26 protein-coding genes and 1 tRNA gene are annotated in these 25769 nt (G+C 73.4%); 15 read left to right on the top strand and 12 right to left on the bottom strand.

All coding sequences use genetic code 11. The annotated features are described in order from the left end of the window. Positions 1–56: 56 nt before the first annotated feature. A complete protein-coding gene (locus JQN84_RS10830; RefSeq protein WP_204958269.1) occupies positions 57–953 on the bottom strand; it encodes a hypothetical protein in 897 nt (298 codons plus the stop codon). Positions 954–1037: 84 nt separating this feature from the next. On the opposite strand from JQN84_RS10830, the gene JQN84_RS10825 reads away from it, so the two are divergent. Both JQN84_RS10825 and JQN84_RS10820 read left to right on the top strand, forming a co-directional pair. Further along, positions 1038–1568 carry a peptidylprolyl isomerase gene (locus tag JQN84_RS10825; protein WP_204958268.1) on the top strand — a complete coding sequence of 177 codons (531 nt, stop codon included), beginning with the start codon at positions 1038–1040 and terminating at the stop codon, positions 1566–1568. 27 nt (positions 1569–1595) lie between these two features. After that, positions 1596–2543: a rhomboid family intramembrane serine protease gene (locus JQN84_RS10820; RefSeq protein ID WP_204958267.1), complete on the top strand. Its 948-nt coding sequence runs from the start codon at positions 1596–1598 to the stop codon at positions 2541–2543. Positions 2544–2606: 63 nt separating this feature from the next. Here the strand turns inward: JQN84_RS10820 and JQN84_RS10815 are convergent, their stop codons facing one another. Further along, on the bottom strand, positions 2607–3032 hold the full coding sequence (locus JQN84_RS10815) for a PH domain-containing protein (RefSeq protein ID WP_204958266.1): 426 nt from the start codon (positions 3030–3032) through the stop codon (positions 2607–2609). 104 nt (positions 3033–3136) lie between these two features. Here JQN84_RS10815 and JQN84_RS10810 point away from each other — a divergent pair, with 104 nt between their 5' ends. The 6 genes from JQN84_RS10810 to JQN84_RS10785 all read left to right on the top strand — a co-directional run bounded on the left by JQN84_RS10810 (position 3137) and on the right by JQN84_RS10785 (position 8959). Then, entirely contained in the window at positions 3137–4309 is a 1173-nt protein-coding gene (locus JQN84_RS10810) for a thiolase family protein (protein WP_204958265.1), read from the top strand. A 139-nt stretch (positions 4310–4448) separates the two neighbouring features. Then, entirely contained in the window at positions 4449–5495 is a 1047-nt protein-coding gene (locus JQN84_RS10805; RefSeq protein ID WP_307821149.1) for an aminoglycoside phosphotransferase family protein, read from the top strand. Between the two features lie 118 nt (positions 5496–5613). Then, positions 5614–6126 (top strand): hypothetical protein, encoded by a 513-nt coding sequence (locus JQN84_RS10800; protein WP_204958263.1) that lies wholly within the window; start codon positions 5614–5616, stop codon positions 6124–6126. Between the two features lie 68 nt (positions 6127–6194). Continuing rightward, the gene (locus JQN84_RS10795; protein WP_204958262.1) at positions 6195–6890 is read left to right on the top strand and encodes a response regulator transcription factor; all 696 of its coding nucleotides are present in this window, start codon (positions 6195–6197) and stop codon (positions 6888–6890) included. Further along, a complete protein-coding gene (locus JQN84_RS10790; protein WP_204958261.1) occupies positions 6883–8310 on the top strand; it encodes a sensor histidine kinase in 1428 nt (475 codons plus the stop codon). The genes JQN84_RS10795 and JQN84_RS10790 overlap by 8 nt, the downstream gene beginning before the upstream one ends. A 55-nt stretch (positions 8311–8365) precedes the next feature. Next, entirely contained in the window at positions 8366–8959 is a 594-nt protein-coding gene (locus JQN84_RS10785) for a hypothetical protein (RefSeq protein ID WP_204958260.1), read from the top strand. Positions 8960–9025: 66 nt separating this feature from the next. Here the strand turns inward: JQN84_RS10785 and JQN84_RS10780 are convergent, their stop codons facing one another. Next, positions 9026–11260 carry a phospholipid carrier-dependent glycosyltransferase gene (locus JQN84_RS10780; RefSeq protein ID WP_204958259.1) on the bottom strand — a complete coding sequence of 745 codons (2235 nt, stop codon included), beginning with the start codon at positions 11258–11260 and terminating at the stop codon, positions 9026–9028. Between the two features lie 145 nt (positions 11261–11405). On the opposite strand from JQN84_RS10780, the gene JQN84_RS10775 reads away from it, so the two are divergent. Next, the gene (locus tag JQN84_RS10775) at positions 11406–12110 is read left to right on the top strand and encodes a glycosyltransferase family 2 protein (RefSeq protein ID WP_204958912.1); all 705 of its coding nucleotides are present in this window, start codon (positions 11406–11408) and stop codon (positions 12108–12110) included. 24 nt (positions 12111–12134) lie between these two features. Here JQN84_RS10775 and JQN84_RS10770 read toward each other — a convergent pair whose 3' ends face one another. Together JQN84_RS10770 and JQN84_RS10765 are read right to left on the bottom strand one after the other, a co-directional pair. Beyond that, positions 12135–13019, bottom strand: a complete 885-nt coding sequence (locus tag JQN84_RS10770) for a transketolase family protein (protein ID WP_204958911.1) — start codon at positions 13017–13019, stop codon at positions 12135–12137. Positions 13020–13021: 2 nt separating this feature from the next. Next, positions 13022–13744, bottom strand: a complete 723-nt coding sequence (locus JQN84_RS10765) for a thiamine pyrophosphate-binding protein (RefSeq protein WP_204958258.1) — start codon at positions 13742–13744, stop codon at positions 13022–13024. A 45-nt stretch (positions 13745–13789) separates the two neighbouring features. Between JQN84_RS10765 and soxR the strand changes: the two genes are divergently transcribed. Further along, positions 13790–14251 carry a redox-sensitive transcriptional activator SoxR gene (gene soxR, locus JQN84_RS10760; protein WP_204958910.1) on the top strand — a complete coding sequence of 154 codons (462 nt, stop codon included), beginning with the start codon at positions 13790–13792 and terminating at the stop codon, positions 14249–14251. An 80-nt stretch (positions 14252–14331) separates the two neighbouring features. Here soxR and JQN84_RS10755 read toward each other — a convergent pair whose 3' ends face one another. Further along, positions 14332–15309, bottom strand: a complete 978-nt coding sequence (locus tag JQN84_RS10755) for an NAD(P)H-quinone oxidoreductase (protein WP_204958257.1) — start codon at positions 15307–15309, stop codon at positions 14332–14334. Positions 15310–15604: 295 nt separating this feature from the next. Here JQN84_RS10755 and JQN84_RS10750 point away from each other — a divergent pair. Then, positions 15605–15691 (top strand) — tRNA-Ser (locus JQN84_RS10750). 190 nt (positions 15692–15881) lie between these two features. Here JQN84_RS10750 and JQN84_RS32240 read toward each other — a convergent pair. Both JQN84_RS32240 and JQN84_RS10740 read right to left on the bottom strand, forming a co-directional pair. After that, positions 15882–16169 carry a PIN domain-containing protein gene (locus tag JQN84_RS32240; RefSeq protein WP_307821148.1) on the bottom strand — a complete coding sequence of 96 codons (288 nt, stop codon included), beginning with the start codon at positions 16167–16169 and terminating at the stop codon, positions 15882–15884. Between the two features lie 550 nt (positions 16170–16719). After that, the gene (locus JQN84_RS10740; protein WP_204958256.1) at positions 16720–16938 is read right to left on the bottom strand and encodes a GntR family transcriptional regulator; all 219 of its coding nucleotides are present in this window, start codon (positions 16936–16938) and stop codon (positions 16720–16722) included. 709 nt (positions 16939–17647) lie between these two features. On the opposite strand from JQN84_RS10740, the gene JQN84_RS31310 reads away from it, so the two are divergent. Further along, entirely contained in the window at positions 17648–18016 is a 369-nt protein-coding gene (locus JQN84_RS31310) for a hypothetical protein (protein WP_239485256.1), read from the top strand. Here the strand turns inward: JQN84_RS31310 and JQN84_RS10730 are convergent. Next, complete coding sequence (locus tag JQN84_RS10730) at positions 17971–18351, bottom strand: nuclear transport factor 2 family protein (protein WP_204958255.1); 381 nt, start codon at positions 18349–18351, stop codon at positions 17971–17973. The genes JQN84_RS31310 and JQN84_RS10730 overlap by 46 nt on opposite strands. 133 nt (positions 18352–18484) lie before the next feature. Between JQN84_RS10730 and JQN84_RS10725 the strand changes: the two genes are divergently transcribed. Continuing rightward, positions 18485–19018, top strand: a complete 534-nt coding sequence (locus JQN84_RS10725) for a YbhB/YbcL family Raf kinase inhibitor-like protein (RefSeq protein WP_204958254.1) — start codon at positions 18485–18487, stop codon at positions 19016–19018. A gap of 51 nt (positions 19019–19069) precedes the next feature. On the opposite strand, the gene JQN84_RS10720 is transcribed toward JQN84_RS10725, so the two are convergent. Continuing rightward, positions 19070–19780 (bottom strand): class I SAM-dependent methyltransferase, encoded by a 711-nt coding sequence (locus JQN84_RS10720; RefSeq protein WP_204958253.1) that lies wholly within the window; start codon positions 19778–19780, stop codon positions 19070–19072. A gap of 409 nt (positions 19781–20189) precedes the next feature. Here JQN84_RS10720 and JQN84_RS10715 point away from each other — a divergent pair, with 409 nt between their 5' ends. Continuing rightward, positions 20190–21887 (top strand): DUF6311 domain-containing protein, encoded by a 1698-nt coding sequence (locus tag JQN84_RS10715; RefSeq protein WP_239485305.1) that lies wholly within the window; start codon positions 20190–20192, stop codon positions 21885–21887. Positions 21888–21894: 7 nt separating this feature from the next. Here the strand turns inward: JQN84_RS10715 and JQN84_RS10710 are convergent, their stop codons facing one another. Continuing rightward, positions 21895–22674: a hypothetical protein gene (locus JQN84_RS10710; RefSeq protein WP_204958908.1), complete on the bottom strand. Its 780-nt coding sequence runs from the start codon at positions 22672–22674 to the stop codon at positions 21895–21897. Between the two features lie 300 nt (positions 22675–22974). On the opposite strand from JQN84_RS10710, the gene JQN84_RS10705 reads away from it, so the two are divergent. Then, on the top strand, positions 22975–24474 hold the full coding sequence (locus tag JQN84_RS10705; RefSeq protein ID WP_204958252.1) for a peptide deformylase: 1500 nt from the start codon (positions 22975–22977) through the stop codon (positions 24472–24474). Between the two features lie 98 nt (positions 24475–24572). On the opposite strand, the gene JQN84_RS10700 is transcribed toward JQN84_RS10705, so the two are convergent. Then, a complete protein-coding gene (locus tag JQN84_RS10700; protein WP_204958251.1) occupies positions 24573–25691 on the bottom strand; it encodes a globin domain-containing protein in 1119 nt (372 codons plus the stop codon). Positions 25692–25769 lie beyond the last annotated feature (78 nt).

Here is a 25769-nt window from a genome sequence, read left to right as displayed (position 1 = left end):
TGCGGCGCGGGACGACCTGTGGGGTCGTCGCCGCGCCGCCGACGTGGTGCGGGGGATCAGCGCCGGGTGCCGGACTGCGCCTGGTTCCGAGCGGCGTCGAGCGCCTTGCCGAGGTCGTCGGCCGGCCGGCCGGAGACGTCGGTGGCGCCCTCGGCGACCGAGGGGACCTTGTCGTTGGGGTGGATCACCGGCTTGCCGGCCGGGGTGCCGGCCGCCACCGCGGAACTGCCGACGCCGGTGGCCGGGGTGGCCGAACCGGTGGGCGTGGAGCCGCCCGCCGACGGGGTCTCCACCACCAGGATGTCGACGTCGTCGCGGGGGGCGTCGACGCCGGCGGCGGCCGGGGCGGTGGAGACGCCGGTGGCGGCCGGACCGGTGGAGACGCCGGTGGCCGCCGAACCGGAGGTGGCCGACGGGACGGGGGCGGTGCCGATGCTGCGGGTCGGGTCGTACTCGGCCCACTCCTGCTGCTCGCGGCGGCGACGCAGGGCCATCGCGCCGGCCACCCCGGCCACCGTGCCGGCGACCAGCAGACCGGCCATCATGCCGCGCGAGGTCCGCTTCTGCTTGCGGGCCTTCGGGCTCTTCGCCTTGATCTTCTTGGTCACCCTGGCCTGCTTGGCTGCGGCGGCCTTCTTGCCGGCCACCGCCTTGCCGGCGGCCTCGGCCTGGGCGTGGCGCACCGCCAGGGCCACCGGGGCGAGTGCCGCGGCCGTCGTCGCCAGGCCGCTGGAGGCCCGGTCCCGCACCGCGACGGCGGTCGGTGCGACGGCACTACGGGCCGACTGGACCCGCGGGCCGACCGTGGCGCCGGCGCCCTTCGCCGCGTGCGTGGCGGCCTGCCTCAGGTGACCGATGCCCTGGTGCAGCTCCACCTTTGCCAGCTGCCCCTGGGTCTTGCGCCGCCCGATTCCAAACACGGTCCCACCTCCTGGGAGTTGTTCCTTCGTCATCCTCCACCAACGGATGCCTCCGCACTGCCAGATGGGGCACATGGGAGGATCCGCATGGAACTGACCAACGAGTGAGGAGTACCCGTGGCCGAGGCTGTCTACGCCACCTTGCACACCAACGCTGGCCCGATCCGGCTGGAACTCTTCGGCAATCACGCTCCGAAGACGGTTCGTAACTTCGTGGAACTGGCGGAGGGCAAGAAGGAATACACCGATCCCCGCACCGGTAAGCCGGGCAACGGGCCGTACTACGACGGCACCATCTCGCACCGGGTGATCAGCGGCTTCATGATCCAGATGGGCGACCCGACCGGCACCGGCCGGGGTGGCCCGGGTTACACGTTCGCCGACGAGTTCCACCCGGAACTGCGCTTCGACCGGCCGTACCTGCTGGCGATGGCGAACGCCGGGCCGGGCACCAACGGCTCGCAGTTCTTCATCACCGTCGGGGCGACCCCGCACCTGAACAACCGGCACACCATCTTCGGCCAGGTGGCCGACGAGCAGTCGGCGAAGGTGGTGGACTCGATCGCCAACACCCCCACCGGCCCGAGCGACCGGCCGTTGCAGGACGTGGTGATCGAGCGGGTCGAGATCGAGCGCACCGGGGCCTGACCGCGGCTGCGAGGTACCTTTGCACGCATGACTGAACGCTCCGGGCCGGCCGGCGACGCCACCGGTGGGTCGGTGCCGACCACCCCGGTCTGCTACCGCCACTCCGACCGGGAGACGTACCTCAGGTGCTCCCGCTGCGACCGGCCGATCTGTCCGGACTGCATGCGGGACGCTCCCGTCGGCCACCAGTGCCCGGAGTGCGTGAACGAGGGACGCCGCAGCGTACGGCCGGCGCGTACCGCCTTCGGTGGCGGTGCCGCCGGCCGTCGCGGCCTGGTCACCCGCACCCTGATCGCGCTGAACGTGCTGGTGATGATCGTCTCGGTGCTCAGTGACCGGGGCGGGGACTCGCTGATCGGTGGTTCCGGCTTCGGCGGCCTGCTCGGCGGCGGCACCCCGCTGACCCAGTGGGGTTCGGTGCTCAGCTACGCCTCGTACGTGCCGTTCGGCGAGGCCCACGGGGTCGCCTCCGGCGAGTGGTACCGGCTGGTCACCGCGATGTTCCTGCACTACGGCGTGGTGCACCTGCTGCTCAACATGTGGGCGCTCTGGGTGCTGGGGCGGGAGCTGGAGGCGCTGCTCGGGCCGCTGCGGTTCCTCGGCCTCTATCTGATGGCCGGGCTCGGCGGCAACGTCGCGGCCTACCTGTTCAGCAGCCCCAACACCGCGTCGGCGGGTGCCTCGACGGCGATCTTCGGGCTGTTCGCGGCGGTCTTCGTGCTGATGCGCCGGCTCGGCCGGGACACCTCGGCGATCCTGCCGATCCTGGTGATCAACCTGATCTTCACGTTCACCGTGCCGGGCATCTCCATCCCGGGCCACGTCGGCGGGCTGATCGTCGGGGCGCTGATGGCGCTCGTGTTGGCGTACGCCCCCCGGATGCGGCGCTCGGTGTTCCAGGCGGTCGGTGCGGGGGTCATCCTGCTCGCGCTGCTCGGACTGGTGATCGTCCGTACCGCGATGCTGCTCGGCTGAGTGGCGACGTGGCGGTGGTCGGACATCCGTCGGCCCCGCTGGGTCGGTCACCCCGGCGGCACCTCAGGGACGGGCGGCCCGGACCGCCTCGGCCACCTCGGCCGGGGGCGCGCCCAGGTCGGCCCGGCCGAGCAGGTGCAGGGTCTCGCCAGCGTCGATCTCCAACGTCTCGCCGGTCAGCCCGAACCGGGTCCGTCGGTCCACGGTGACCGCCTCCACCGCCTCCCACGGCAGGTACCGCCGGCCGGCGTACCCCCGCACGACGGTGATCCCGTCGGCGTCGACCGCGAGCCGGACCGGGGCGAGCAGGTCGCGTACCGCCCAGGCGGCGATACCCACGGCGGCGGCGACGGCCAGCGCCAGCCGGACCGGGTCGCCGTCGGCGAGCAGTAGTCCGAGGGCGACCAGCCCGACCGCGCCGGCCAGCTTCACCGCCGGGACCGCCGGGGGGACCCGCCACTGACGGGCCGGAGACGTTGGTGGATGCACCGTTCCAGCATGCCAGCCGCGCCGGGCCGGCCCCGGCGACGCGGGCGGCGGACCGGCGTCCGGGGACGTAGTATCGACACAGCCGAAGTTACCGGGGAGTAGTCATGAGTGACGCAGTCATCGTCGGTGCGGTGCGTACCCCGGTCGGGCGACGCAAGGGCGGCCTGGCCGAGGTGCACCCGGTCGACCTGTCGGCGCACGTGCTGCGCGCCCTCGCCGACCGCACCGGCATCGATCCCGGCCAGGTCGACGACGTGGTCTGGGGCTGCGTGTCCCAGGTCGGCGAGCAGTCGTGGAACGTCGCCCGTAACGCCGTGCTCGCCGCCGGCTGGCCCGAGTCGGTGCCCGGCACCACCCTCGACCGGCAGTGCGGTTCCAGCCAGCAGGCCCTGCACTTCGCCGCCGCGACGGTGGTCTCCGGTCAGGCCGACCTGGTGGTGGCCGGTGGCGTCGAGTCGATGACCCGGGTGCCGATGGGGTCCAGCGTCGGCGACGGCATGCCGTTCAGTGACCGCATCCGGGCCCGCTACCGGGGGGTCGAGGGCTTCGCCGACGACCAGCCGCTCCCGTTCAACCAGGGGGTCGGCGCCGAGCTGATCGCCGCCCGGTGGCGCTTCTCCCGTAGTCAGCTCGACGAGTTCGCCCTGGCCAGCCATGAGAAGGCCGCCGCCGCGCAGGACGCCGGGGCGTTCGACCCGGAGCTTGCCCCGGTGCCGTTGAGTGACGGCCGTTCGTTCACCGCCGACGAGGGCATCCGTCGGGACACCTCGCTCGCCGCGCTCGGCGAGCTGAAGACCCCGTTCCGCGCCGACGGGGTGGTGACCGCCGGGTCCGCGTCGCAGATCTCCGACGGGGCCGCCGCGCTCGCCGTCACCACCAGCGAGTGGGCCAGCCGCCACGGCCTGCGCCCGCTGGCCCGGGTGCACACCGCCGTGGTCGCCGCCGACGACCCGGTCGCCATGCTCACCGCCCCCATCCCGGCCACCGCGAAGGCGCTGCGCCGCGCCGGCCTGGGCATCGAGGAGATCGGCGTGTACGAGGTGAACGAGGCGTTCGCCCCGGTGCCGCTGGCCTGGCTCGCCGAGACCGAGGCCGACCCGGAGCGGTTGAACCCGCGCGGCGGGGCGATCGCGCTGGGGCACCCGCTCGGTGCGTCCGGTGCCCGGATCATGACGACGATGCTCCAGCACATGCGGGACAACGACCTCCGGTACGGCCTGCAGACCATGTGCGAGGGCGGCGGCATGGCCAACGCCACCATTCTCGAACTCCTCTGACGCCGTCCGCCGATCCCCGTAACGGGGCCGATGTCGCGGTGTCCGGGTGGCTCCGCTGCCGCCACCTCGGCTCCCTCGCGATTCCGTCCGACCGAAAATGGCGGGTGCCGGGGTGGGTGGGTGGCCTACTCTGCGCGGCGTGACGATCGTCTCCGTGGCCCCCGGCTGGGCCGACCCGCAGTGGCGGGCCACCGCGCTGGACTGGGTGACCGGGCAGCTCGACCGGCACGGCCGGCGGGTCACCGGCCCGGTCGAGGCCCGGCAGCGCCCCTGGTCGCTGGTCTGGCAGGTGCCCACCGACGCCGGGCCGTACTGGTTCAAGGCGAACAACCCCGGCACGGCGTACGAGGCGGTGCTGCTGGCCGAACTGCCCCGGCTCGCCCCCGGCCTGGTGCTCGACCCGGTGGCCGTGGACCCGGCGCGGGGCTGGTCACTGCTGCCCCACGGCGGCCCGTCCCTGCGTGACCTGGCCGAACCCGACCCGACCCGGTGGGCCGACGTGCTGGCCGCCTACGCCAACCTGCAACGGACGGTGTCTCCCCTGGCCGACGACCTCGTCGCACTCGGCGTGCCCGACCACCGGCCGGCGGCCCTGCCGGCCCTGCTCGCCGGGCTGCTCGACGACCGCGCCGCCCTGCTCCTCGACCCCGGACCCGGCGACCCCGACGCCCGCCCGGAGGCCACCGCCGGCGACGGCGACGGGAGCGACGACGGGAGGCTGGACGCGGCGACCTACGAGCGGCTGCGGGCGTACCAGCCGCGCTTCACCGAGGACTGCGGGCGGCTCGCCGACACCGGCATCCCGGCCAGCGTGCAGCACGACGACCTGCACGACGGGAACGTGTTCGCCGCCGACGGCTACCGCTTCTTCGACTGGGGGGACGCCTCCGTGGCGTACCCGTTCGGCACCCTGCTGGTGACCCTGCGGTCGGTGGCGCACACCTACTCGCTGCCCGAGGGGGACCCGGTGCTGCTGCGGCTGCGGGACGCCTACCTGGAGGCGTGGACCGACCGGCACGACCGGGCGGCCCTGCGGGAGGCCGCCGGGTTGGCCGTCCGGGTGACCACGGTGAGCCGGGCGCTGTCCTGGCGGCGGGCGCTGGCCACCACCGACCCGGGTCGCGCCGAGTACGCCGACGCGGTGCCGGGTTGGCTCGGTGAACTGTTCGCGCCGATGCCCGTGTGACGTCCCGGGTCGGGTCGTCGGCGCGGAAAGACGCACCGGCGGTGCGACCCGCAGGAGTGGAAGTTCCAAAAGTCGACAGTGACCCACATCACCCCGGGTCACGGCTCGTTGGCCAGGTATGGACGTCTTCTCGCGCACCTTCCTCCCGGCCGCCGCCGAGACCGGGCTGGCGGTCCAGACGGTGAGCCGGCACATGCCGGTCTTCCGCCAGTGCGTCGGGTCGGGGGACGCCACCATCCTGGTCGCCCGGTGTGCCCGTCCCGACCGCCCGGTCGACGGCGACTATCTCCTGCTGCTCACCCACCGTCGGCTGGTGGTGACCCGGCAGACCCGGGTACTGCACCGGTTGCGCCTGCACCTCAACACCGAACTGCGGGAGCTGAGCAACGTCACCTGGAGCCCCGACCCGCGCGCCCAGGCCGTCGAGCTGGCCGCCACCGCGATCGACGGGGTACGCGAACGGTTCGTCATCCGTACCCAGCACCCGAAGCAGGTGTGGCAGCTCGACACGCTGCTGCACCACGCGTTCCGGACCCGGCTGCGCCGACCCGAGGAACGGGTCGTCGCCACCATCGGTGACGCACCGACCGTCGCGCCGGCCCCGCTGCTGCGCCCGCTGCCGGCCCGCTGACCGGGTTCTTACCTGACCCGAACACGGCCGTCCGTTCCGCCCGACCCCGGGTCGGTCATCATGGGCCGGTGACCGTCGATGCCACACCGCCGCGTGGGCTCGTCCTCGTCGTGGAGGACGAGCCGGCCATCGCCGACCTGGTCCGGCTCTACCTGGACCGGGACGGGTTCGGCGTACACCTGGAACGGGACGGCACGGCCGGGCTGTCCGCCGCCCGCCGGCTGCGCCCGGTGGCCTGCGTCCTCGACATCACCCTGCCGGGCCTGGCCGGCACCGAGATCTGCCGGCGGCTGCGTGAGTCCGGCGACTGGACCCCGGTGATCTTCCTCACCGCCCGCGACGACGAGGTCGACCGGATCGTCGGCCTGGAGTTGGGCGCCGACGACTACGTGACCAAACCGTTCAGCCCGCGCGAACTGGTGGCCCGGGTCCGGGCGGTGCTACGGCGGACCGTCGGCGCCCCCGACGGCGCGGACCGGCCCCGCACCGTCGGCCCGGTCACCCTCGACCCGGCCCGGCGCACGGTGCTCGCGGCCGGCACCCCGGTCCAGCTCACCTCCACCGAGTTCGACCTGCTCGCCCACCTGATGGCCCGCCCCGGCCGGGTCTTCACCCGGGAGGAACTGCTGGCCGGGGTCTGGGGGTACGCGGCGCACGCCGGCACCCGTACCGTCGACGTGCACGTCGCCCAGGTCCGGGCGAAGCTCGGCGCGGCCAGCGTGATCCGCACCCACCGGGGCGTCGGGTACGCCGCCGATGGCTGAACCCTCCGCCCCCCGCCGGGGCACCACCCCGCGCCGCCGCCGGTCCCTGCACACGCTGACCGCCCGCGCGGTGCTGGTCACCTGTGCGGTGGCGCTGGTGTCGGTGCTGGTAACCGCCCTGGTCGCGGTTCCCCTGGCGGTACGCGGGGTGGAGCGCCGCGACCAGGAGGCGCTGGCCGCGCAGGCCCGGCTCGCCGCCGACGTGCTGAAGGTGCGGCCCAGCCGCCAGCGCGACGCGGCCGGCGACCGGCTGATCCGCCAGCTCAAGGACCAGCAGATCGAGGTGTACGTCGTCCAGGGCGGGCTGGCCGACCGCCCCGGCCTGCCCCGGCAGGTGGTGAACCGGGTCTCCGCCGGCCGGGACGTCTCCGGCCGACGGTTCGTCAACGGCCAACGGACCCTCGTCGAGGGGCGGGCGCTGCCCGGCGGGGAGGGGGTGGTGCTGACCCGGGCCACCCCGCAGGGACCGTGGCGGCAGGTGCTGCGCGCCCTGTGGCTGCCGCTGCTGGCCGGGCTCACCGCCGGGGCGGCGGCCGGGCTGCTGCTGGCCCGTCGACTGGCCCGGCCGATCCGGCACGCCGCCACCGCCGCCGCCCGGCTGCGCGCCGGTGACCGGGCCGTCCGGGTGCCCGTCGAACCGCCCGACGAGGTCGCCGACCTGGCGTACGCGTTGAACGGGCTGGCCGCCGCGCTGGCCACCAGCGAGGGCCGGCAGCGGGAGTTCCTGCTCTCCGTCTCGCACGAGCTGCGGACCCCGTTGACCGCGATCCGGGGGTGGGCGGAGGCGCTCGCCGACGGGGTGATCGGCGCGGACGAGGCGACCGCGACCGGCCGGACCATGCTCGCCGAGGCGCAGCACCTGGACCGGCTGGTCGCCGACCTGTTGGCGCTGGCCCGGCTGGAGGCGGTGGACTTCCCGCTGGAACCGGTGCCGGTGGACCTCACCCGGTTGGCCGCCGACGCCGAACGCACCTGGTCGGAGCGGTGTGCGGCGGTCGGGGTGCCGTTCCGGCTGGAGACGCCGGGCACGGCGGTGCCCGCGTACACCGATCCGGGACGGATCCGGCAGGTGGTGGACGGGCTGCTGGAGAACGCGCTGCGGGTCGTACCGCCGGGGGCGCCGGTGGTGCTCGCGGTCCGGCCGGCCGGTGCCGGGCCGACCGCCGGTGGGCTGGTGGAGGTCCGCGACGGCGGACCCGGTTTCACCGACGACGACCTGGCGGTGGCCTTCGAACGCGGGGCGCTGCACCAGCGTTACCGGGGGCTCCGCAAGGTGGGCAGCGGGTTGGGGCTGGCGTTGGCCGCCGGGCTGGTCCGCCGACTCGGCGGAGAGATCGTCGCCGGGCACGCCGCCGAGGGGGGCGCGGCGTTCACCGTCCGGCTACCCGCAAGTCCTTACCTGACCCGAACATCGGCCTGACCCCGCGCCCATCCCGTTCCGCCAGGCTGGTGGCATCACGGACGAGAGGACAGTCATGGCTTATCGGGGAATCGCCGTCACCGCCACCTCGCTGCTCGCGGCGCTCACGTTCGGCGTCGCCGGCTGCGGGTCGGCCCAGGTCGCGCAGGACGGTACGAAGGCCGCCACGGTCGACGTGGCCGCCGCCCTGGGCGTCGAGGGGTTGGCGCTGGCCGCGTGGGGCCTCGACCCGGCCGAGTTGGATCTGCTCGCCGAGCCCGCCGCGTCCGCCACCCCGTCCCCGCAGGCCGGGGAGAAGGGCAAGCGTGGCGAACGGTTGAAGGAGCTGCGGCAGCGCCGGCAGGCCCGGGTGCAGCTGGGCCGCAACGGCCTGCACGGTGAAGCGGTGGTGCAGACCAAGGACGGTACGAAGACCGTCGTCGTGCAGCGCGGCGAGGTGACCGCGATCGACGGGGACTCGGCGACGGTGAAGTCCACCGACGGCTTCACCCTGACCTGGAAGCTGGGCGACCAGCTGCGGGTGGTCGAGCGCCGGACCACCGTCAAGGCCAGCGACGTGAAGGTGGGCACCAAGGTCAACGTGGCCGGGGCCAAGGACGGGGACGCCAGCGTCGCCCGGCTGATCGTGGTGCCGATCAAGCAGAAGTGACCTGTGGGGGACCGGTCGGGGTCGGCGTGGACCACCACGCCGGCCCCGACGTGTGTTCCCGGTGGCTCAGCGGGCCGGGGGCAACGCGTAGCCGACGTGGTCGCGGTACTCGATCGTCCAGCCGGCCGGAACGAGTCGGGCGCACTGGGTGCGGGGGCCGGTGCAGACGATCGCGTCGACCGACGTGGGGTCGGCCGGTGGCCGGTCCGGCAGCACCGACTGCAACGCCACCAGGTCGGGCGACCGACCGTCGTCGGCGCGCAGCAGCAACCACCAGGGGTACTCCCAGTTGTCGTTCTGCTGCACCAGGCCGATCCGTCGGGCGTCGCTGGCCCGTACCGCCGAGGCGGCCCAGCGGAACTCGTCGGCCCACTGCGGGCGGCGTAGGAACCGGGTGTCCCACTCGCCGGTGGTGAAGACCGAACCCGCGCCGACCAGCCGGCGCGGGAAGCCGTAGGACAGGGCCAGCACGCCGGCCAGCGCGGAGGTGGCCAGCACGGTCACCACCAGCCCGGCGGCCACCGACCGGCGGCCCGTCCCGGCCCGCCGCCGCAGCACCGCGTCGACCCAGAGCCCCGCCAGGGGTACGGCCAGCACCAGCGCGTACAGGAGCAGCCGGTTCCCCCACGGCTGCCACTTGATCATCGCGGTGTGCAGGACCACCGCGCCCACCACCACCCCCGCGTACGCCCGCAGGGCACCCGACCGGCCGGGGACGAGCCGGCGCGGGCGGGCCAGCGCGACGACCGCCCCGACCAGCGCCAGCGCCCCGGCCAGCGGGAAGGCCACCCGGTCCTCGTCGGGATACCAGGAGGGCACCGGGAAGACCTCCCGGCCGAACGTGATGGCCCGGTCCTGTGGGTCGACGCCGACCGCCCGGGAGCCGTCCATGATCACCTCGGCGGTGCCGGCACGCAGCGGAGCCAACGGGGTGTCGAACGCGGTGTGCCCGATCCGCAGCGCGTTGACCAGCACGGCGGCCGGGTCGTGCCGTTCCATCGGGATGGACTCCCGCAGCCGGGGCGGCCCCAGCGGGTGACCGAACTCGGCCGTCTCCCGGGCCAGGAACGGCCCCACCACCGTCGCCGCGACCAGCACCACCAGCAGCGAGCCGCCCACCGTCCGGGCCACCTGCCGGGCCCCGCTCGGTCCCGGCCGGTCCGTCGGGTCCGACCTGGACCGACCGAGCGCCCGGCCGGCCGGGTCGGCGGTGACCCCGTCGGGGCGGACGGCCAGCCGGAGCTGGGCCAGGCCCCAGAGCAGCAGCAGCGGCCCGACGGCGATCAGCCCGCTGGTCTTGGTCAGTGCGGTCAGGCCGGTGGCCGCGCCGAGCGCCAGCGCGTCGGTCAGCCCGGCCCGGCGGCGCAGGCCGTCCAGCACCAGGGTGGCGGCGCAGGCGGCCCAGGCGGCGGCGACCAGGTCGGTCTGGGTGCTGGTCGCCTGGAGGGCCACCATCGGCGTGGTGGCTAGCAGGAACGCGGTGAGCAGTTGGGCCCGCCGGCCCCCGCCGAGCTGGGCGGTGATCCGGGTGGCCACGAGCAGGCAACCGAGGCCGGCGGCCCACTGCACCAGGTTGTGCAGGGCGTCCCCGCCGGTGAACAGGCGCAGATGCAGCAGCAGGTACTCCGCGCCGGGCGGGATGGTCACCTGCCGGTGGATGGCGGTGGGCCAGAACTCCAGGCTGCCCTGGGCCACCCAGTGCTCCACCTTCGGCAGGTGGTACGTCTGCGAGTCGAAGTTGTTCGGCTCGGCCAGCAGCGCCACCACCAGTTCGGTCAGCACCACGGCGAGCACCGTGCCGGCGAGCAGCCGTTCGCCCCGGGTCGCCGTACGCCGGAGGTGGGTCAGCCGGTCCGCCCATCCGGAAAGCAGCGCCGCGACGCCGCCCCGGACGGTGGTCGGGGGTGCCAGGGCATCGGCAGGCGGCTGCGGCCCGGACGCCGCGCCGCCGGTCCGCCGGTCCGCCGCAGGGCCGCCGACGGCCGCGCCGACCAGCACCGCCCGCCGGCTGCCCGCGACGGCGGCCGGGGTCGCGGCGGGGTCGCGTCGCCAGCCGACCGCCACCGCGACCCCCGCGACGAAGAGCACCCAGGCCAGGGCGAAGGCGGGCAGGGTGAGCGCGTCGAGGGCGCCCAGCACCTCCACGGTCAGCACGGCGAAGACACCGGTCAGCAGGGCGGCCCGGACCAGGCCGAGGCGGTGCGGGGCGACCACCCCGGCGGCCCGGGGGCGCAGGAGGGCGGTGAGTGACACGAGCGCGGCGACGGGGGCCGCCACGAGCATCCAGCCGGCTGCCGACATGGGCGGAAGTAAACACCATTCCGCGCAGTGACCGGGTGCCGGCCGGTCCGATGACGGGCACCAGCCGCTGTGGTGGCGACCCTCGCGCGGCTGACCTGCCAGGCTAGGCTAGGCCCGACTTACTGTCGCCACCGTGGAGATTCCCGTGAAGCTCTCGATCCTCATGCCGGTCTACAACGAGGAAGAACGCATCGCGGATGCCCTCAAGCAGGCATTGGCGGTCGATTATCCCTGCGAGATCGAGCTGGTCGTGGTGGACGACGGCAGCCGGGACGGCACCGGGGAGATCCTCGGCCGGGCGGACGACTCGCGACTGCGGGTGATCACCCACCCCCGCAACGCGGGCAAGGGCGCGGCGATCAAGACGGCCGTGGACAGCGCCGAGGGTGAGTACATGGTCATCCTCGACGCCGACCTGGAGTACGACCCGCAGGACATCCCCCGGCTGCTCGCCCCGGTGCTCGACGGGCGGGCCACCGTGGTCTACGGCAACCGCACCTTCGGCAGCCACAGCGCCTACAGCTTCTGGTACGTGATGGGCAACAAGGGCGTCACGATGGCGGCGAACGTGCTGTTCAACTCCTACATCGGCGACCTGGAGACCTGTTTCAAGCTGATGCCTGTCGAGCTGTACCGGTCGCTGGGCGTCCGGTCCCGGGGCTTCGGGATGGAGGCGGAGGTGACCGGCAAGTTGCTGCGCCGGCGCATCCGCCCGTACGAGGTGCCGATCAGCTACCGGGCGCGCGGGCGCGAGGAGGGCAAGAAGATCACCTGGAAGGACGGGGTCGAGGCGATCTGGATCCTCGGCCGGGAGCGGACCCGCCGCCGGCCCGACCGCACGCCCCGCTGACCCGTCCTCCCGGTTCGCCCCCGGTCATCCCGCCCGGGTCAGGAACCTGCCGACCGCCCGGCGTAGTCCGGCCGGGTCGAGGCCGTGCCACCGGTCGTGGTCCCCGGCGGTGCCGTAGCGCCGCAGTTCCGCCCGACCCACGCCGAGGCTGAGCAGCCGGTGCGGTCGGTCGGCCAGCGCCTCGGCCACCACCCGCGTCGAGGTGCCGGCCAGGTAGGGCTCCACCACGACCACCTCACCGCCGGCCAGCGCCCGCAGCCCGGTCACGTCGAACGGCCGGGGCCGGTGCGTGTAAGCCACCGTCACCGGCAGGCCGGCCACCGCCGCGAGCGCGGCGTCGAGCACCGGACCGACCGCCACCAGCAGCGCCGCGCCGGCTCCGGCGTCGCGTACCACCTGCAACCCACCCGCCTTCGGGTACGCCCGCGCGTTGCCTCGCAGCGACAGCCGCAGGTAGGTCGAGTGCAGCCCGCAGACCGCGTCGTGGAGCAGGTCGGGTACCTCGTCGGGGTGGCCGGGCACGTGCACCGTCCAGCCGTCGAGGGTGTCGATCAGGGCGACGTCGGCCGGGGCGAGGTGGGTCCGGCCGGCCTCCGCCCGGTCGTACGACGCGCCGATGCTGACCAGCACCGCGCCGACCCCCTGGTGGTCGAGGTCCAGCTTGATCTGCTCGTACGCCCGCTCGACGAGGAACGGGGCGTAGCTGTGCACGATCGGGCGCTGCCCGGTCAGGGCGAGCCCACCGGCCACCCCGATCATCAACTGTTCCCGGATGCCCACGTTGACCACCCGGTCCGGATACCGTCGGCCCGCCTCGGTGAAGGCGTCGGCGGAGATGTCGGCCAGCACGATCGTGGTCCGGGGGTCGGCGAGGAACCCGGTGGCGCTGGCGACGAAGGTGTCCCGCATGGTCATTTCCCGCTCCCCGGGGTCGGTCCGTCGACCGCGACGGCCACGTGGGGGCGGTGGCCGTCGTGGCCGGTGAGGGCGGCGGACAGGGCGTCGTGGTCGTGGCCGTCGACGGTGGCGGCGGTCCAGCCGTTGACGGTGAACCGGCTGGCCACCCCACCCGGCCAGCCGTGACTGGCCGACGCGTTGTCGAGCACGATCGCGGTGAGCCCGGCCAGGCCGGTCGCCCCGGCGTACGCGATCGCCTCGTGGTTGGAGCCCTCGTCGAGTTCGGCGTCGCCGAGCAGGACGTACACCCGGGGGGTGGTGCGGCCCTGGGCGCGCAGGCCGAGCGCGGTGCCCACGCCCAGTCCGAGGCCGTGGCCGAGGGAGCCGGAGCCGATCTCGACGCCGGGGACCAGGGTGCGGTCGGGGTGGCCGCCGAGGCGGCTGTCCGGCCCGCCCGCGTCGTCGAGCCAGTCGACGGGGATGAACCCCTTGGCGGCGAGCACGGCGTAGTAGCCGGCCACGGCGTGCCCCTTGGAGAGCAGGAAGCGGTCCCGGTCGGGGTCGTCGACGGTGGCCGGGGTGACCCGCAGCACCCGGTCGTAGAGCACCCAGTGCACGTCGACGGTGGAGTACACGTTGGCGTCGTAGTGGCGTCCGGCGCGGAGGCGTTCCAGCGGCGCGACGACGGGGGCGGGCAGGGTATGGCCCGGCGGGTGGGTTGCGGTCGGTGCGGTCATGTGGCTAGCGTGCAACTTGAAGTTAACTTCAACTCAAGGGCAGTGATGCACGAATCGCTCACCATCGGTCAGCTCTCCGCGCGCAGCGGGGTGGCCCAGTCGGCGCTGCGCTACTACGAACGCCTCGGGCTCATCCACGCCGAACGCACCGGCGGCAACCAGCGCCGCTACGCCCGCACCGAGCTGCGCCGGGTGGCGTTCATCCGGATCTCCCAGCAGGTCGGCATCTCGCTGGACGAGATCCGTGCGGCGCTGGACTCGCTGCCCTCGTCCCGCGCCCCCAGCCCCGACGACTGGGCTGCCCTGTCCCGCACCTGGCGGGAACGGCTGGACGAACGGATCAAGCTGCTCGGCAAGCTCCGCGACGACCTGGACGGCTGCATCGGCTGCGGCTGCCTGTCGTTGCAGCGCTGCACCCTCTACAACCCGGGTGACGCGCTGGCCGGCGAGGGCCCCGGCGCCCGCCTGGTGCTGCCCCGCCGCGACGGCCCGCGCCCGCCGGCCTGAGTGGCCCCGGGCCTGCGCCCTGCCGACGCCTGGTCCGTCCGGCAGGCTCGCCGGGGCACGCCGTGGCCCGGCCGGAGCCGTCACCCGGTGGTGAGCAGCACCTTGCCCACGTGGTCGCTCGACTCGACCAGCCGGTGCGCCTGCGCGGCGTCGCGCATCGGCAGCCGCCGGTCCACGACCGGCCGGACCGCGCCCGCCTCCACCAGCGGCCACACCTGCTCCCGCACACCCCGCACGATGTCCGCCTTGTCGGCCAGCGGGCGGGACCGCAGCGCGGTCGCCGCCACCGACGCCCGCTTCGCCAGCAGCGCGCCCAGATCCAGCTCCGCCTTCCGGCCGCCCTGCATGCCGATCACCACCAGCCGGCCGCCGTCGGCCAGCGCCGCCACGTTCCGGCCAAGATAGGACGCGCCCATGATGTCAAGGATGACGTCCGCACCCCGCCCGTCGGTGACCCGCCGGACCTCCGCCACGAAATCCTGCTCGCGGTAGTCGACGGTGTGCGCGGCCCCCAACTCCCGCAGCCTGTCGTGCTTGCCCGACCGGGCGGTCGCCACCACGGTCGCGCCCAGCGCCGCGCCGAACTGCACCGCGAACGTGCCGATCCCGCTGCCGCCGCCGTGCACCAGCAGCGTCTCGCCCCTGCCCAGGTGGGCCACCCGGACCAGGTTCGACCAGACCGTGCAGGCCACCTCGGGCAGCGCGGCGGCGTCGACCGGGTCGACACCGGCCGGCACCGGCAGCAGTTGCCCGGCCGGCACGGCCACCCGCTCGGCGTACCCGCCGCCGGCCAGCAGCGCGGACACCGGCTGACCCACCGCCCACCCGGTCACCCCCGCGCCGAGCGCGCCGATCACCCCCGAACACTCCAACCCGGGGTACGCGGGCACGCCCGGCGGCGGCGGATACTGCCCCTGCCGCTGGAGCAGGTCGGCCCGGTTCACCGCGCTGGCGGTCACCTCGACTACCACCTCACCCGGGCCGGGCTCCGGGTCGGGCACCTCCGCCCAGACGAGCGCGTCGGGTCCACCGGGTTCCGGGATCGTGATCGCGTGCATGGCCCAGTCTTACCCGATCCGGGCCGGGAACCACGCCCGTCTGTCGACAAGCGCCATGTGGGCAGGTCCGGCCGGCAATATCCACCGGCCGTCGTCCCGGGCGGTCCACCGCTCGCCCACGACGGCCGGAAATTCGGCCACAGTGGACCGTCCGGGTGAGGTCATGCTGGTCATGGCAGGGATCAAGGACCCTCTTCCGGTACGCCGGACTGCGCCCGACGGCGATGGGCCGGCTCGTCCGGACGCGGTTCGTGGCAGACTAGGCACGGGCCGCACACCCCCGGGTGGCGGTTCGGGAGGGTTCGCCTAGTGGCCGATGGCGCTGGTCTTGAAAACCGGTAAGGCAGCGATGTCTTCGTGGGTTCGAATCCCACACCCTCCGCCGGCTGATGATCTACCCTGACGCAGCTCAGCCTCGGTTTTCAGGCCAGGTCTGTTTGCCGGTGGGGGCTGGTGGGGGGTTAGCCCGCGCCGCTCCCGTCGGTGGGGCTCAGGCGGGCGGGCGGCTGGGTGTCTACATGGCTGAGCTGCGCGTTAACGGTGCCCTTACCGTGGCGGCGGGGACTCATAGGTCAGTTCTGGCCAGGGCTTGCTGTGGGTAGTCCTGCTTCCTTGGCGCATTCGAGCAGCCGTCGGTCGTATGTGACGAAGGCGGTGAGTGCCGTGCCGGATTCGTTGGTCAGCACATGGGCGGTGGCCAGGTGGATGGCGTCGAGGCTGCGGAGCATCGGCTCGGCGAAGGCGGCTGCGGTCGCCCGGATCGTGCTGTTGATCCCCAGCCGGAACAGCCGTCCGACGGCGGCCGGCACGCCGATCAACGCCTGCGGAGCTGACCGGCGCAGGGCTCTGGGGACTTCCACCTCGACGAGGGCAGAGGAAACCAGGGGCACGTCGTCGTGCGTGTTAAGCCGGCGACGAGGTCGGTGCTGCACTCCTCCTGCCGGACCAGCTTGATGATGGCGGCGGAGTCGAGATAGATCACCAGCGTTCGTCGTCGCGCATCGCGGCGAGCGAGGCGGCCACGTCCACGTTCTCGTCGCCGAGCTTCGGTGGTAGCGGCACGGGGCCGCCACCGGTGGTGGGGGGGGGGGGGGGGGGGGGGGGGGGGGGGGGGGGGGGGGGGGGGGGGGGGCGACGGCCCGTCCTGCCGACACCAGTTTGGCCAACACCGACCGGTCGTTGCCCACCGGGACGAGTCGGGCGATCGGGCGGCCGCGATCGGTGATCTCCAGGGTATCGCCGCCACTGACCTGGGCCAGCACCATTGCCCCAACCTGCTGGGTTGTACTTTGAGGTCGACTTTGGGAGAAGTGACAGGAGTAAGTCACGCCCAAAGTCAGCCCCAAAGAGTTGAAGGCGCGGCAACATGCGGCGGAGTTGACGTCTGTCTGTCGCGGCGTTCGGCTCGCTCTAGTCCTCGCTCACATACACCCCCGCACCGGCCCGGCCGACTGTGAGCCCTCGGTCCCGGGTGAGTTCCAGGGCGCGCTGGATGGTGGACACGCTGACGGAGTACAGGTCGGCCAACTCCCGTAGGGACGGCAGCTTGGAGCCCTGCGGATACTCCCCGGCGCGGATGCGGGCGGTCAGATCGTCGGCGATCTGCCGCGAGGACATGGGGATGGGCATGGCGGATCTCCGGATGGTCCGGTACCTGGTTGGCCTGGCCAGTAGATCACGACACGCCGGAAACCTTGGTCTCTCCTTGCCTAGTGGCCACATAGTGACCTAGGTTGTCGGGGCGGGTATTCCTCCCTGGTTGGCACCTGGCCGTGATGCCCTCGCCGGGCTGGGGTGGATGCCATGTCGCCACCTCAGCCCGGCATCCCGTCTTCGCAGCACCACCAGGCTGGAGGCAATTCCGTGAACGAACGCCCGCACGACAACCCACGGTCGGCTGCCTGTGCGGTTCCAGGTGGCCCCCTACCTCCGACGGGGACCCCATACCCCGGTCGCTCATGCTGCGTACGTTGATCATGCACGTCCTGCGCCGGCTGACTGGTCGTCCCGGTGTCTCTCCGCCGTTGGACCGCACCGGACCGGCCACTGCGTATCCGAATCAGACCGGCGGGTGGGCTCGGGTCCGGAGTGCGCCGCCGCAGCCGAACCCACGCGCCGCCCGTGCCGACTGCCCCTGCCGGCAGGCGGCTGTCCGCCGGGGCGCGGTGGATGCGCGCAGCGGAGTGCCGCTCCTGGTCCAGTCCGCGTGGGACTGCCTGGACCACCACCGCCACAGCCGGTGCGGCAGATGCACCGAGGGTGGCTTCTGCCCGCTGGTCGAGGCCGCCCGTGCCCGGATCAGGGCGTGGCGCAGGCTGCGTCACGTCCGGGGCCATCGATGAACGCGCCGCTGCCGGAGGCCGGCGACCTGGTGTACGTCACCCGCGCCGCCAGCGTGCAGTTCGTCAAGCCGATCTGGTGCCGGGTCATCCGGGTGCTCGACTGGATCACCTACGACGGGTGGTGCTGGTTGGACGTCTACCAACTGGACGCCAGAGGCGACGCGGTCGCTCGTCGGTCGGTCTTCGTGCAGCCCGCGAAGCTGGAGAGCCGGCAACCGGTCGGCCGGCCTGAACAGCGGCGACCCCCGGGTGTGCGCCGCCGACCCGACGCCGGTGGCAGCCGCCCTGTGCCGTCCGGCGAGCAGCCCGGACAGCCGGGTCAGGGGACAGGGCTGAGGTGGGCGGCGAGGATGCGCCAGCCGTAGCCGTCGTCGTAGGCCCAGGTGCGGGTGTAGCGCAACCGCGCCGCGAACGGTGCACCCTCGAAGGTGCCGCTGACCCGTCCCCGGAAGAACGTCACCCCGGTCGTGCCGGCCACGACCAGCTCCAACTCCTCCTCCACCAGCTCGTCGAGCACCGAGGTGCCACTGCGGTGGGCGGCCAGGTCGTCGGACTTGCCGAAGGTACGACCGTCCGGCCCGACGGCGATCAGGCGGTCGTCGAGCAGGGCGTCGAGCGCGGCCACGTCGCCGGCCCGCTGGGCGGCCTGGAGGCGGCGCTCCGCCTCCAACAGTTCCGCCTCACGTTCGGTGTCCTGCATGTGCCCTCCCGGTCGTCCGCCGCGTCCCCTCATTCTGGCGGCCCGACGCTGCGTGGTGCTTCCGGTTCGTCGTGCCGGCCCGGCGGGGTAAGAAGGGGCAGAGGAAAACGCGCACACCGGAAGGACCTTCCCGATGACCCTGGAACGACCGATCGCCCCGGACCCGTACGAGCTGCTGCCGACCGTTCCGTCGTTCGACCTGACCAGCGACGACGTGCACAACGGCGAGCCGATGGAGGCCCGGTACGCGCACGGCAGCACCGGTGGCGAGAACGTCTCCCCGCACCTGGCCTGGTCGGGCTTCCCGGCCGAGACGAAGAGTTTCGTGGTGACCTGCTTCGACCCGGACGCCCCGACCGGCAGCGGCTTCTGGCACTGGGTGCTGGTCGACGTGCCCGCCTCGACGACCAGCCTGCCGACCGGCGTGCGGGAGGCGGACCTGGGCGGGGCGTTCAGCGTCCGTAACGACTACGGCGACACCGGCTACGGCGGCGCGGCCCCGCCGCCGGGCGACCGCCCGCACCGGTACGTCTTCGCCGTGCACGCGGTCGACGTCGACACGCTCGGCGTCGGGCCGGACGCCAGCCCCGCGTACGTCGGTTTCAACCTGGCGTTCCACACCCTGGCGCGGGCGGTCATCAGGCCGACGTACCAGATCAAGGAGTGAGCGGTGGTCCGCCGGTCCCGCGTGGGCGGGACCGGCGGGCGTGCGGTGCCCTCAGCCGGGCACCCGGGCGACGGCGAAGACGGACTGACCGAACGGGGGCCGGACGAGCTGCTCGGCGGCCTTGGTGGCGGGCAGGACGAGGGTGTCGTACACCTTGACCATCGGGCCCTCCTTCGGCATCAGCCGGAAGACCTTGGTGGCCATGAAGTAGCCGATCAGGCCGAGCGCGTTGGCGTAGTGCATCGTCTCGACCCGCAGCCCGGCCGCGGTCATCGCGTCGCCGAGGGTCTTCTTGGTGTAGCGGCGCACGTGGCCGGTGGCGATGTCGGCGGGGCCCATCGCGAACTGGAACGCCGGCACGATGATGATCACCGCCCCGCCGGGCCGGACCAGGTCGCGCATGCTGCGCAGCGCGCCCACGTGGTCCTCGATGTGCTCCAGCACGTTGTACGACACGGCCGCGCTGTAGTCGCCGCCGCCAGGGTGCGGCAGCAGCATCTCGCGGACCTCGATGGTCGGCTCGTCGACCAGCCGCTCCTTGAGCAGGACGAGCCGGTCCGGGTCGGCCTCGGTGGCGGTGAAGCGGGGAACGTGTTTGGCCCATTCCAGGGCGTAGTCGCCCAGGCCGCTGCCGATTTCGATGGGGTCGTCACCGAGGTGGGGCACCGCCAGCTCGACGAACCACCGACGGTGGTTGACCGCGGTGGCCAGACCCTCCAGCACCTCTGCCTGGACGCGCTGATCCCCAAGGATTTCTACCATGCGTCGATTCCTCACGATATGACTGACCCGCGCCTGGACCGACAGAGTGAATCATCCGCAGCAGGGGCGGAGGAAACAGGGCACTGTGAGGGCCGAAATGTGGTCGGGGGAGGGCACGTGATCGGCGGTCGGCGAACCCGGCACATAGTACGGCAGTACCCGAAACATGTCACGTGACGGCCATAGGCCAACTACGCTCTGAATTGTTATGACTACTCCCGAATCGGAGCGCGGGACCGGTCGATCCGACGTCGGGGACGCCTTGTCGACGCCAGCCCGACGGGTCGTCCGGCGGCGCTGGCGGCGGGTGCTCCCGGCAGGCCGTTCACCGCGCGCCGGGCCGTCGGTGCCGGCCCGTCCGTCGGCCGCCGGGTGGCGGTGGGACGCGTTGGCCGTGGTCAGCTACCTGATGCTGGCGTTCTGGGTGACCGCCAGGCTCTGGCGTGACCCGGCGGCCGGGGTACGCGACAACCGGTCGGACCAGGCGCAGTTCGAGTGGATGATGGCGCACGGCGCGCGGGTGGTCACGGAATGGAGCTATCCGTTCGCCTCGGACCGGATGAACGTGCCCGACGGCGTCAACCTGATGGCGAATACCTCGGTATTATCCGTCTCAATCCCGATGACCCCGGTCACTGTCCTGTTCGGGCCGCACTGGTCATTTCTTCTCTTTCTCACCCTGGGAATGGCGGCCACCGGCACCGCCTGGTACTTCTTCCTGTCCCGGGTGGTCACCCGCTCCCGGGGGCCGGCGTGGCTCGGCGCGGCCTTCTGCGCGTACGCCCCGGCGATGGTGTCGCACGCCAACGCCCACCCGAACATCGTCTCCCAGTTCGTGGTGCCGCTCATCATCTGGCGCACCCTGCGGCTGGCCGAGCCGGGCCGGTGGCTGCGCAACGGACTCCTGCTCGGCCTGCTGATCGTCTGGCAGGCCTTCCTCAACCTGGAGATCCTGCTGATGACCGCGATCGGCCTGGCCGTGGTGGTCGGTGCCCTCGCCATCGGCCGGCCGCCGCTGCGCGCGGCGATCCGCCCGTTCCTCGCCGGGCTCGGCGTGGCCGCGCTGCTGTCCGCCGTGCTGCTCGCCTACCCGCTGTACGTGCAGCTCTTCGGGCCGGGTTCCTACCACGGGCTGTCCCGGCTGATCCGGGGGTACCGCACCGACCTCGGCGCATTCGTCGGCTGGTCGCGGGAGTCGCTGGCCGGGGACGCCCGGTCCGCCGACCCGCTGGCCCGCAACCCCACCGAGGAGAACGCCTTCTTCGGCTGGCCGCTGGCCGTGCTCACGGTCGCCCTGATCTGGTGGTTGCGGCGCAGCGCCCTGGTGGTCGGCCTGGCCGTCCTCGGTCTGCTCTTCGCCGTCCTGTCGTTGGGCCGGGAGGTACAGCTCAACGGGCGCGACACCGGCGTACCCGCCCCCTGGGCGCTGCTGGAGGACCTGCCGCTGCTGCACTCCGTGGTGCCCACCCGCTGGTCGCTGGCGATCACCCCGATCGTCGGGGTGCTGCTGGCCCTCGGTGCCCAGCGGGCCCGGGATCTCGCCCGCCGGCACCAGGGGGCCCGGCAACAGATCCGCTTCGCCACGGTGACCGTCCTGCTGATGGCCCTGGTGCCGCTGCTACCGACCCCGCTGCCGGCGACCCGGCTCGACCCGGTGCCGCAGTTCGTCACCGGCGGCGGGTGGCGGCCGTACGTGGCGGGAGGGCGCAGCGTGGTGACCCTGCCGCTGCCCGACAACACCTACGCCGATCCGCTGCGCTGGTCGGCCCGGACCGGGCTGGAGATGCCGCTGGCCCGGGGCTACTTCCTGGCCCCCGACACCCGGCCGTGGTCGCCCGAACCGGACGTCGCCCTGTTCACCGCCCCCTACCGGCGGACCAGCAACTTCTTCGCCGAAATCGCGCGGACCGGCACCGTCGGGCCGATCACCGCCGCCGACCGGCGGTCCGCCGTGACCGACCTGCGCTACTGGCGGGCCGGCGTGGTGATCCTCGGCCCGCACCCGCAGGCCGACGCGCTGCGCCGGGCGATGACCGCGCTGACCGGCATCACCCCCGTCCGGACCGGCGGGGTGTGGCGGTGGGACGTCCGGCCGCTCACCGGGTGAGCCCGGGTCAGGCCGTGCGGACGCAGCAGCCCTGGCAGACCTTCGGACTGGGCAGGGTGAACGCCAGGCAGCAGGTGCGCCGCTGCACGGTCGGCTCACCGCCCCGGCCGGGCACCAGCTCGACCAGGTCGGCCAGGCCGAGGGTGCCGAGCAGGGTGTCGATGGTGGTCACCGACGGGCCGGGCAGGGCGTCGCTCGCGCGCAGGATGCCGTGCGCGATCCCCGAGGCCACCGAGCCGAGCAGGGTACGCGCACCCACCCGTACCTCCGCCTGGATCGCGGTGACCATCGGGGCGAGGTGGGCGTCGAGCAGCGAGGCGCGCAGGAGGCCGAGCAGTTCGGCCTCGTCGGCGGCGACCCGGACGCCGGGCTGGCCGGTGAGGGCGAGCGGGTCACCGGGCAGCACCGCGACGGTCGTCGAGCGGTGCAGGCCCATGGTGAGCAGTTGCCGGTGGTCCTCGAAGTGGATCAGCACGTCGGCCGGGTCGAGCAGCGGCACCCGGCGGGCCGAGGCCCAGCCGAGCACCACCGGCAGCGCCGTCCAGTAGCTGTAGGACTTCCAGGCCAGCGCGGCGCAGGCGTGCGGGGTGCCACCCCAGCGGCGGGCGGCGGCGCGCAGGAACTCGGGCATCCGGGTGCCGTCGACGAGTGTGGTGGCCGGGCTCCAGCCGATCTCGTCGGTGACCACCAGGCCGGGCGCGAGGCCGGGCAGCACGTCGGTGCCGAACATGGCGCGCAGGGTGGCGGTGACCGGGGCGAGTCGGCCGGCGAGATCCTGGCCGGGCAACACCGCCGTCATCCGGACCCCTCCCGTCCCGCTCGGCCCGCCACGGGTGGTGGCGGTTAATAAGGCTAGCCTAACCATGCTCGGGGCTTCGAGGGAAGACTCTGCGGAGGCGGATCGGGAGGCCGGGATCACCATGTCCGTCCCGTCGGTGCGGATCGGCCCGGTTCGGCTACTACCCGGCCGAACGCGGGGAAAACGCGGGCGATGTCAAGGCATATGTCGGCAACGTGCCAGTTCGCTACAGGGCGACGGGAAGAACGTGAAGACTTGTCATCCCGGCTGCGCTGCGTGAGGAAGCTGATGACGACCTCTCCCCTGGAGCGGGCCGCCGATTCGTTCGCGGCGGAACTCGCCCGGCACCGGACGGGGCGAGGGCTGACCAAGAAACAGCTCGCCACGATGATGGGCTTCGACCCGTCGTACGTGAGTCACGTCGAGGGGCGACGACACCGGCCCACCGAGGACTTCGCCCGCCGCGCCGAAGCCGTCCTCGACGCCGGCGGCGTCATCTGGCAGCGGTTCCGCGAGTACGACCAGCTCCGCCAGACCCGGGCCACCCCCGGCCCCCGCGAACCCGCACCCCCCGGCCGCTGGCTCCCCCCGGGCACCGGGCTCGTCGTCGAACGGGAGACCGCCACCCTCACCCTGGTCGACGGCACCTACCGGTGCGTGATCCGCCGTCGGCTGCACAACGCCGGCACCGAACCGGTCACCCGGTACCTCGTCCGGGTCGCCGTCGACAGGTGGCCCGACGACCCCGGACGCTCCAACCGGCACCACCGCGAACACCCGCTCACCTTCGCCGAGCTGCGCTTCCGGGCCGTCCACCACGACGACGGCGCCCGCGAACCGATGCACTGGCGGGTCCGTCACGACCGGGACGCGTACAAGGAGATCTGGCTGCTGTTCGAGAACGCCGACGGGCGGTTCCCGCTGCACCCCGGCGAACGTGCCGAGGTCGAGTACGCCTACCGGGTCGGCCGGGTCAAGTGGGGCCCCTGGTTCCAGCGGGCCGTCCGCCTGCCCACCCGGCACCTGGCCGTACGGCTGGACCTCCCGGCGGCCCTCGACCCCCGGGTGTGGGGGGTGGAGACCTCGCTCTCCGCCGACGAGGGACCGCTGCGCACCCCGGTCCGCCGCCACGACCGGGGCGACCGGATCGTCTTCGACTGGTCCACCGACGACCCGCCGCTCAACACCCGGTTCCGCCTCCAGTGGCGGTTCCGGCAGGAAGCCGTCGAGTCGCCCCCCGTGCCGGCCCGCCCGGCCGACCGGATGCGCGCCCTCGGCGTGCTGCCCCCCGACGCCACCCCGCCCGGCCCGCCCGCCCGCCCGCTGCACCTGCCCCGGGAGGCCGCCGCCGCCCGCGAGGTGGCCGACCGGCTCACCGACGTGCTGACCCGGGCCGAGGAGGTGCACCCGCTCAGCGCCGGCACCGGCCTCGCCGCACCGCAGCTCGGCCTGGACGTCGCGGTCGCCGTGGTCCGCCCCGCCGACCGGTCCGCCCCACCGGTCGTCCTGGTCAACCCCCGGGTGGTCGGCGAGAGCCCGGAAACCGTCGAACAGTACGAAGGCTGCCTCGCCGCCGCCGACCACCGTGGCCTGGTGCCCCGCCCGCTACGCATCGACGTCGAACACGCCCGCGCGGACGGCAGCCGGATGATCACCTCGTTCGCGTACGGGATGGCCCGGTTGGTCGCCCACGAGATCGACCACCTCGACGGCCGCTCCTGGACCGACCGGATGGCCCCCGGCATGCCGCTGGTCCCGGTCGAGGAGTACCGCGAGAGCAACGTCTGAACCCTGCCCCGGACGCGGTCCGGGGCAGGCACGGAGGGGACCGGGGCGCGTGCCCCAGGGGGCGGGGGCACGCGCCCCGGTGCGGGGGGAGTAAAGCTCTACAGGTTGCCGAACGTGTCGTACCGGATGTGCTGCGGCGGGACGTCGTCCTCGGCGAGCGCCCGCAACGTCGCCCGGACCATCGCGGCGGAACCGGAGACGTAACAGTCGTGCGACGTCCACGGGCCGTACCGGGCCACCACGTCAGGGACGTCCCCCTGCTCACCGTCGAAGTCCGGGTCGTCACTGCACGACGGGGTCACCGACAGCCACGGGTGCGCGGCGACCAGCTCCTCCAGACCGGCCAGGCCGTACAACTCGTCGGCGTGCCGGGCACCGTAGAAGACGTGCACCCAGCGGGCCCGGTTCCAGCCCGCCAGCTCCTCCACCATCGCCTTCACCGGCGCCAGGCCCACCCCGCCGGCCACGCAGAGGATGTCCCGCCCGGAATCCCGGTCCACCGTCATCGACCCCATCGGGGCGGCCACCCGCAGCAGGTCACCCGGCTTGGTGCGGCGCACCAACGCCCCCGAGACCCAGCCCGCGCCGACCGGCGTACGGACGTGGAACTCCAACACGTTGTCGTCGTTCGGGGCGTTCGCCACCGAGTACGTCCGCCACACCCGGGGCAGGTGCCGGGGCACCTCGACGCTGACGTACTGGCCGGCCTTCCAGACCAGCGGGTGCTGCAGGGCGCGGACGGTCAGCACGGCGGTGTCGCTGCCGTACCGGTCGTGGGTGAGCACCTCCGCGTGCCAGTACGGCGGGTTGTCGTCCGACTCCGCCCCGGCCAGCATCGTCGCCGTGATCGCCGCGTACGCGTCCCGCCACGCCTGGTCGTACTCCAGGTTCCAGCCGTCACCGGCGGTGGTACGCAGCGCGTCGAGCAGCGCCACCCCCATCGTCGCGTAGTGCGCGGCGTCGACGTGGTACTTACGGTGGTCCCGACCCAGCGAACGCAGGTACTCGTCGAAGCTCTCCGGGTCGTCCATCACCTGGCTGGCGGTGACGATCGCGTCCAGGATCCGGTCGCCCTGACCGGTCATCTCCGCCGGGAACAGCCGGCGCAGCTCCGGATCGAGCAGGAACAGTCGGGCGTAGAAGCGACCGCTCAGCCGGTCCCGGTCCTCCTCGACCAGGGTCCAACTCTCCTTCAGCAGCCGAGCGAAGTTGTCCACGGGGGGCGGTCCTCCTCCTGACGGCGGATCGGGCCCCGATAGAATGTCCACGGAGCGTATACACCGGTCGCACAGAAT

The organism is Micromonospora humidisoli (assembly GCF_016900955.1).
Lineage (GTDB): Bacteria > Actinomycetota > Actinomycetes > Mycobacteriales > Micromonosporaceae > Micromonospora > Micromonospora wenchangensis.
This window is presented reverse-complemented; position numbering and strand designations above follow the sequence as displayed.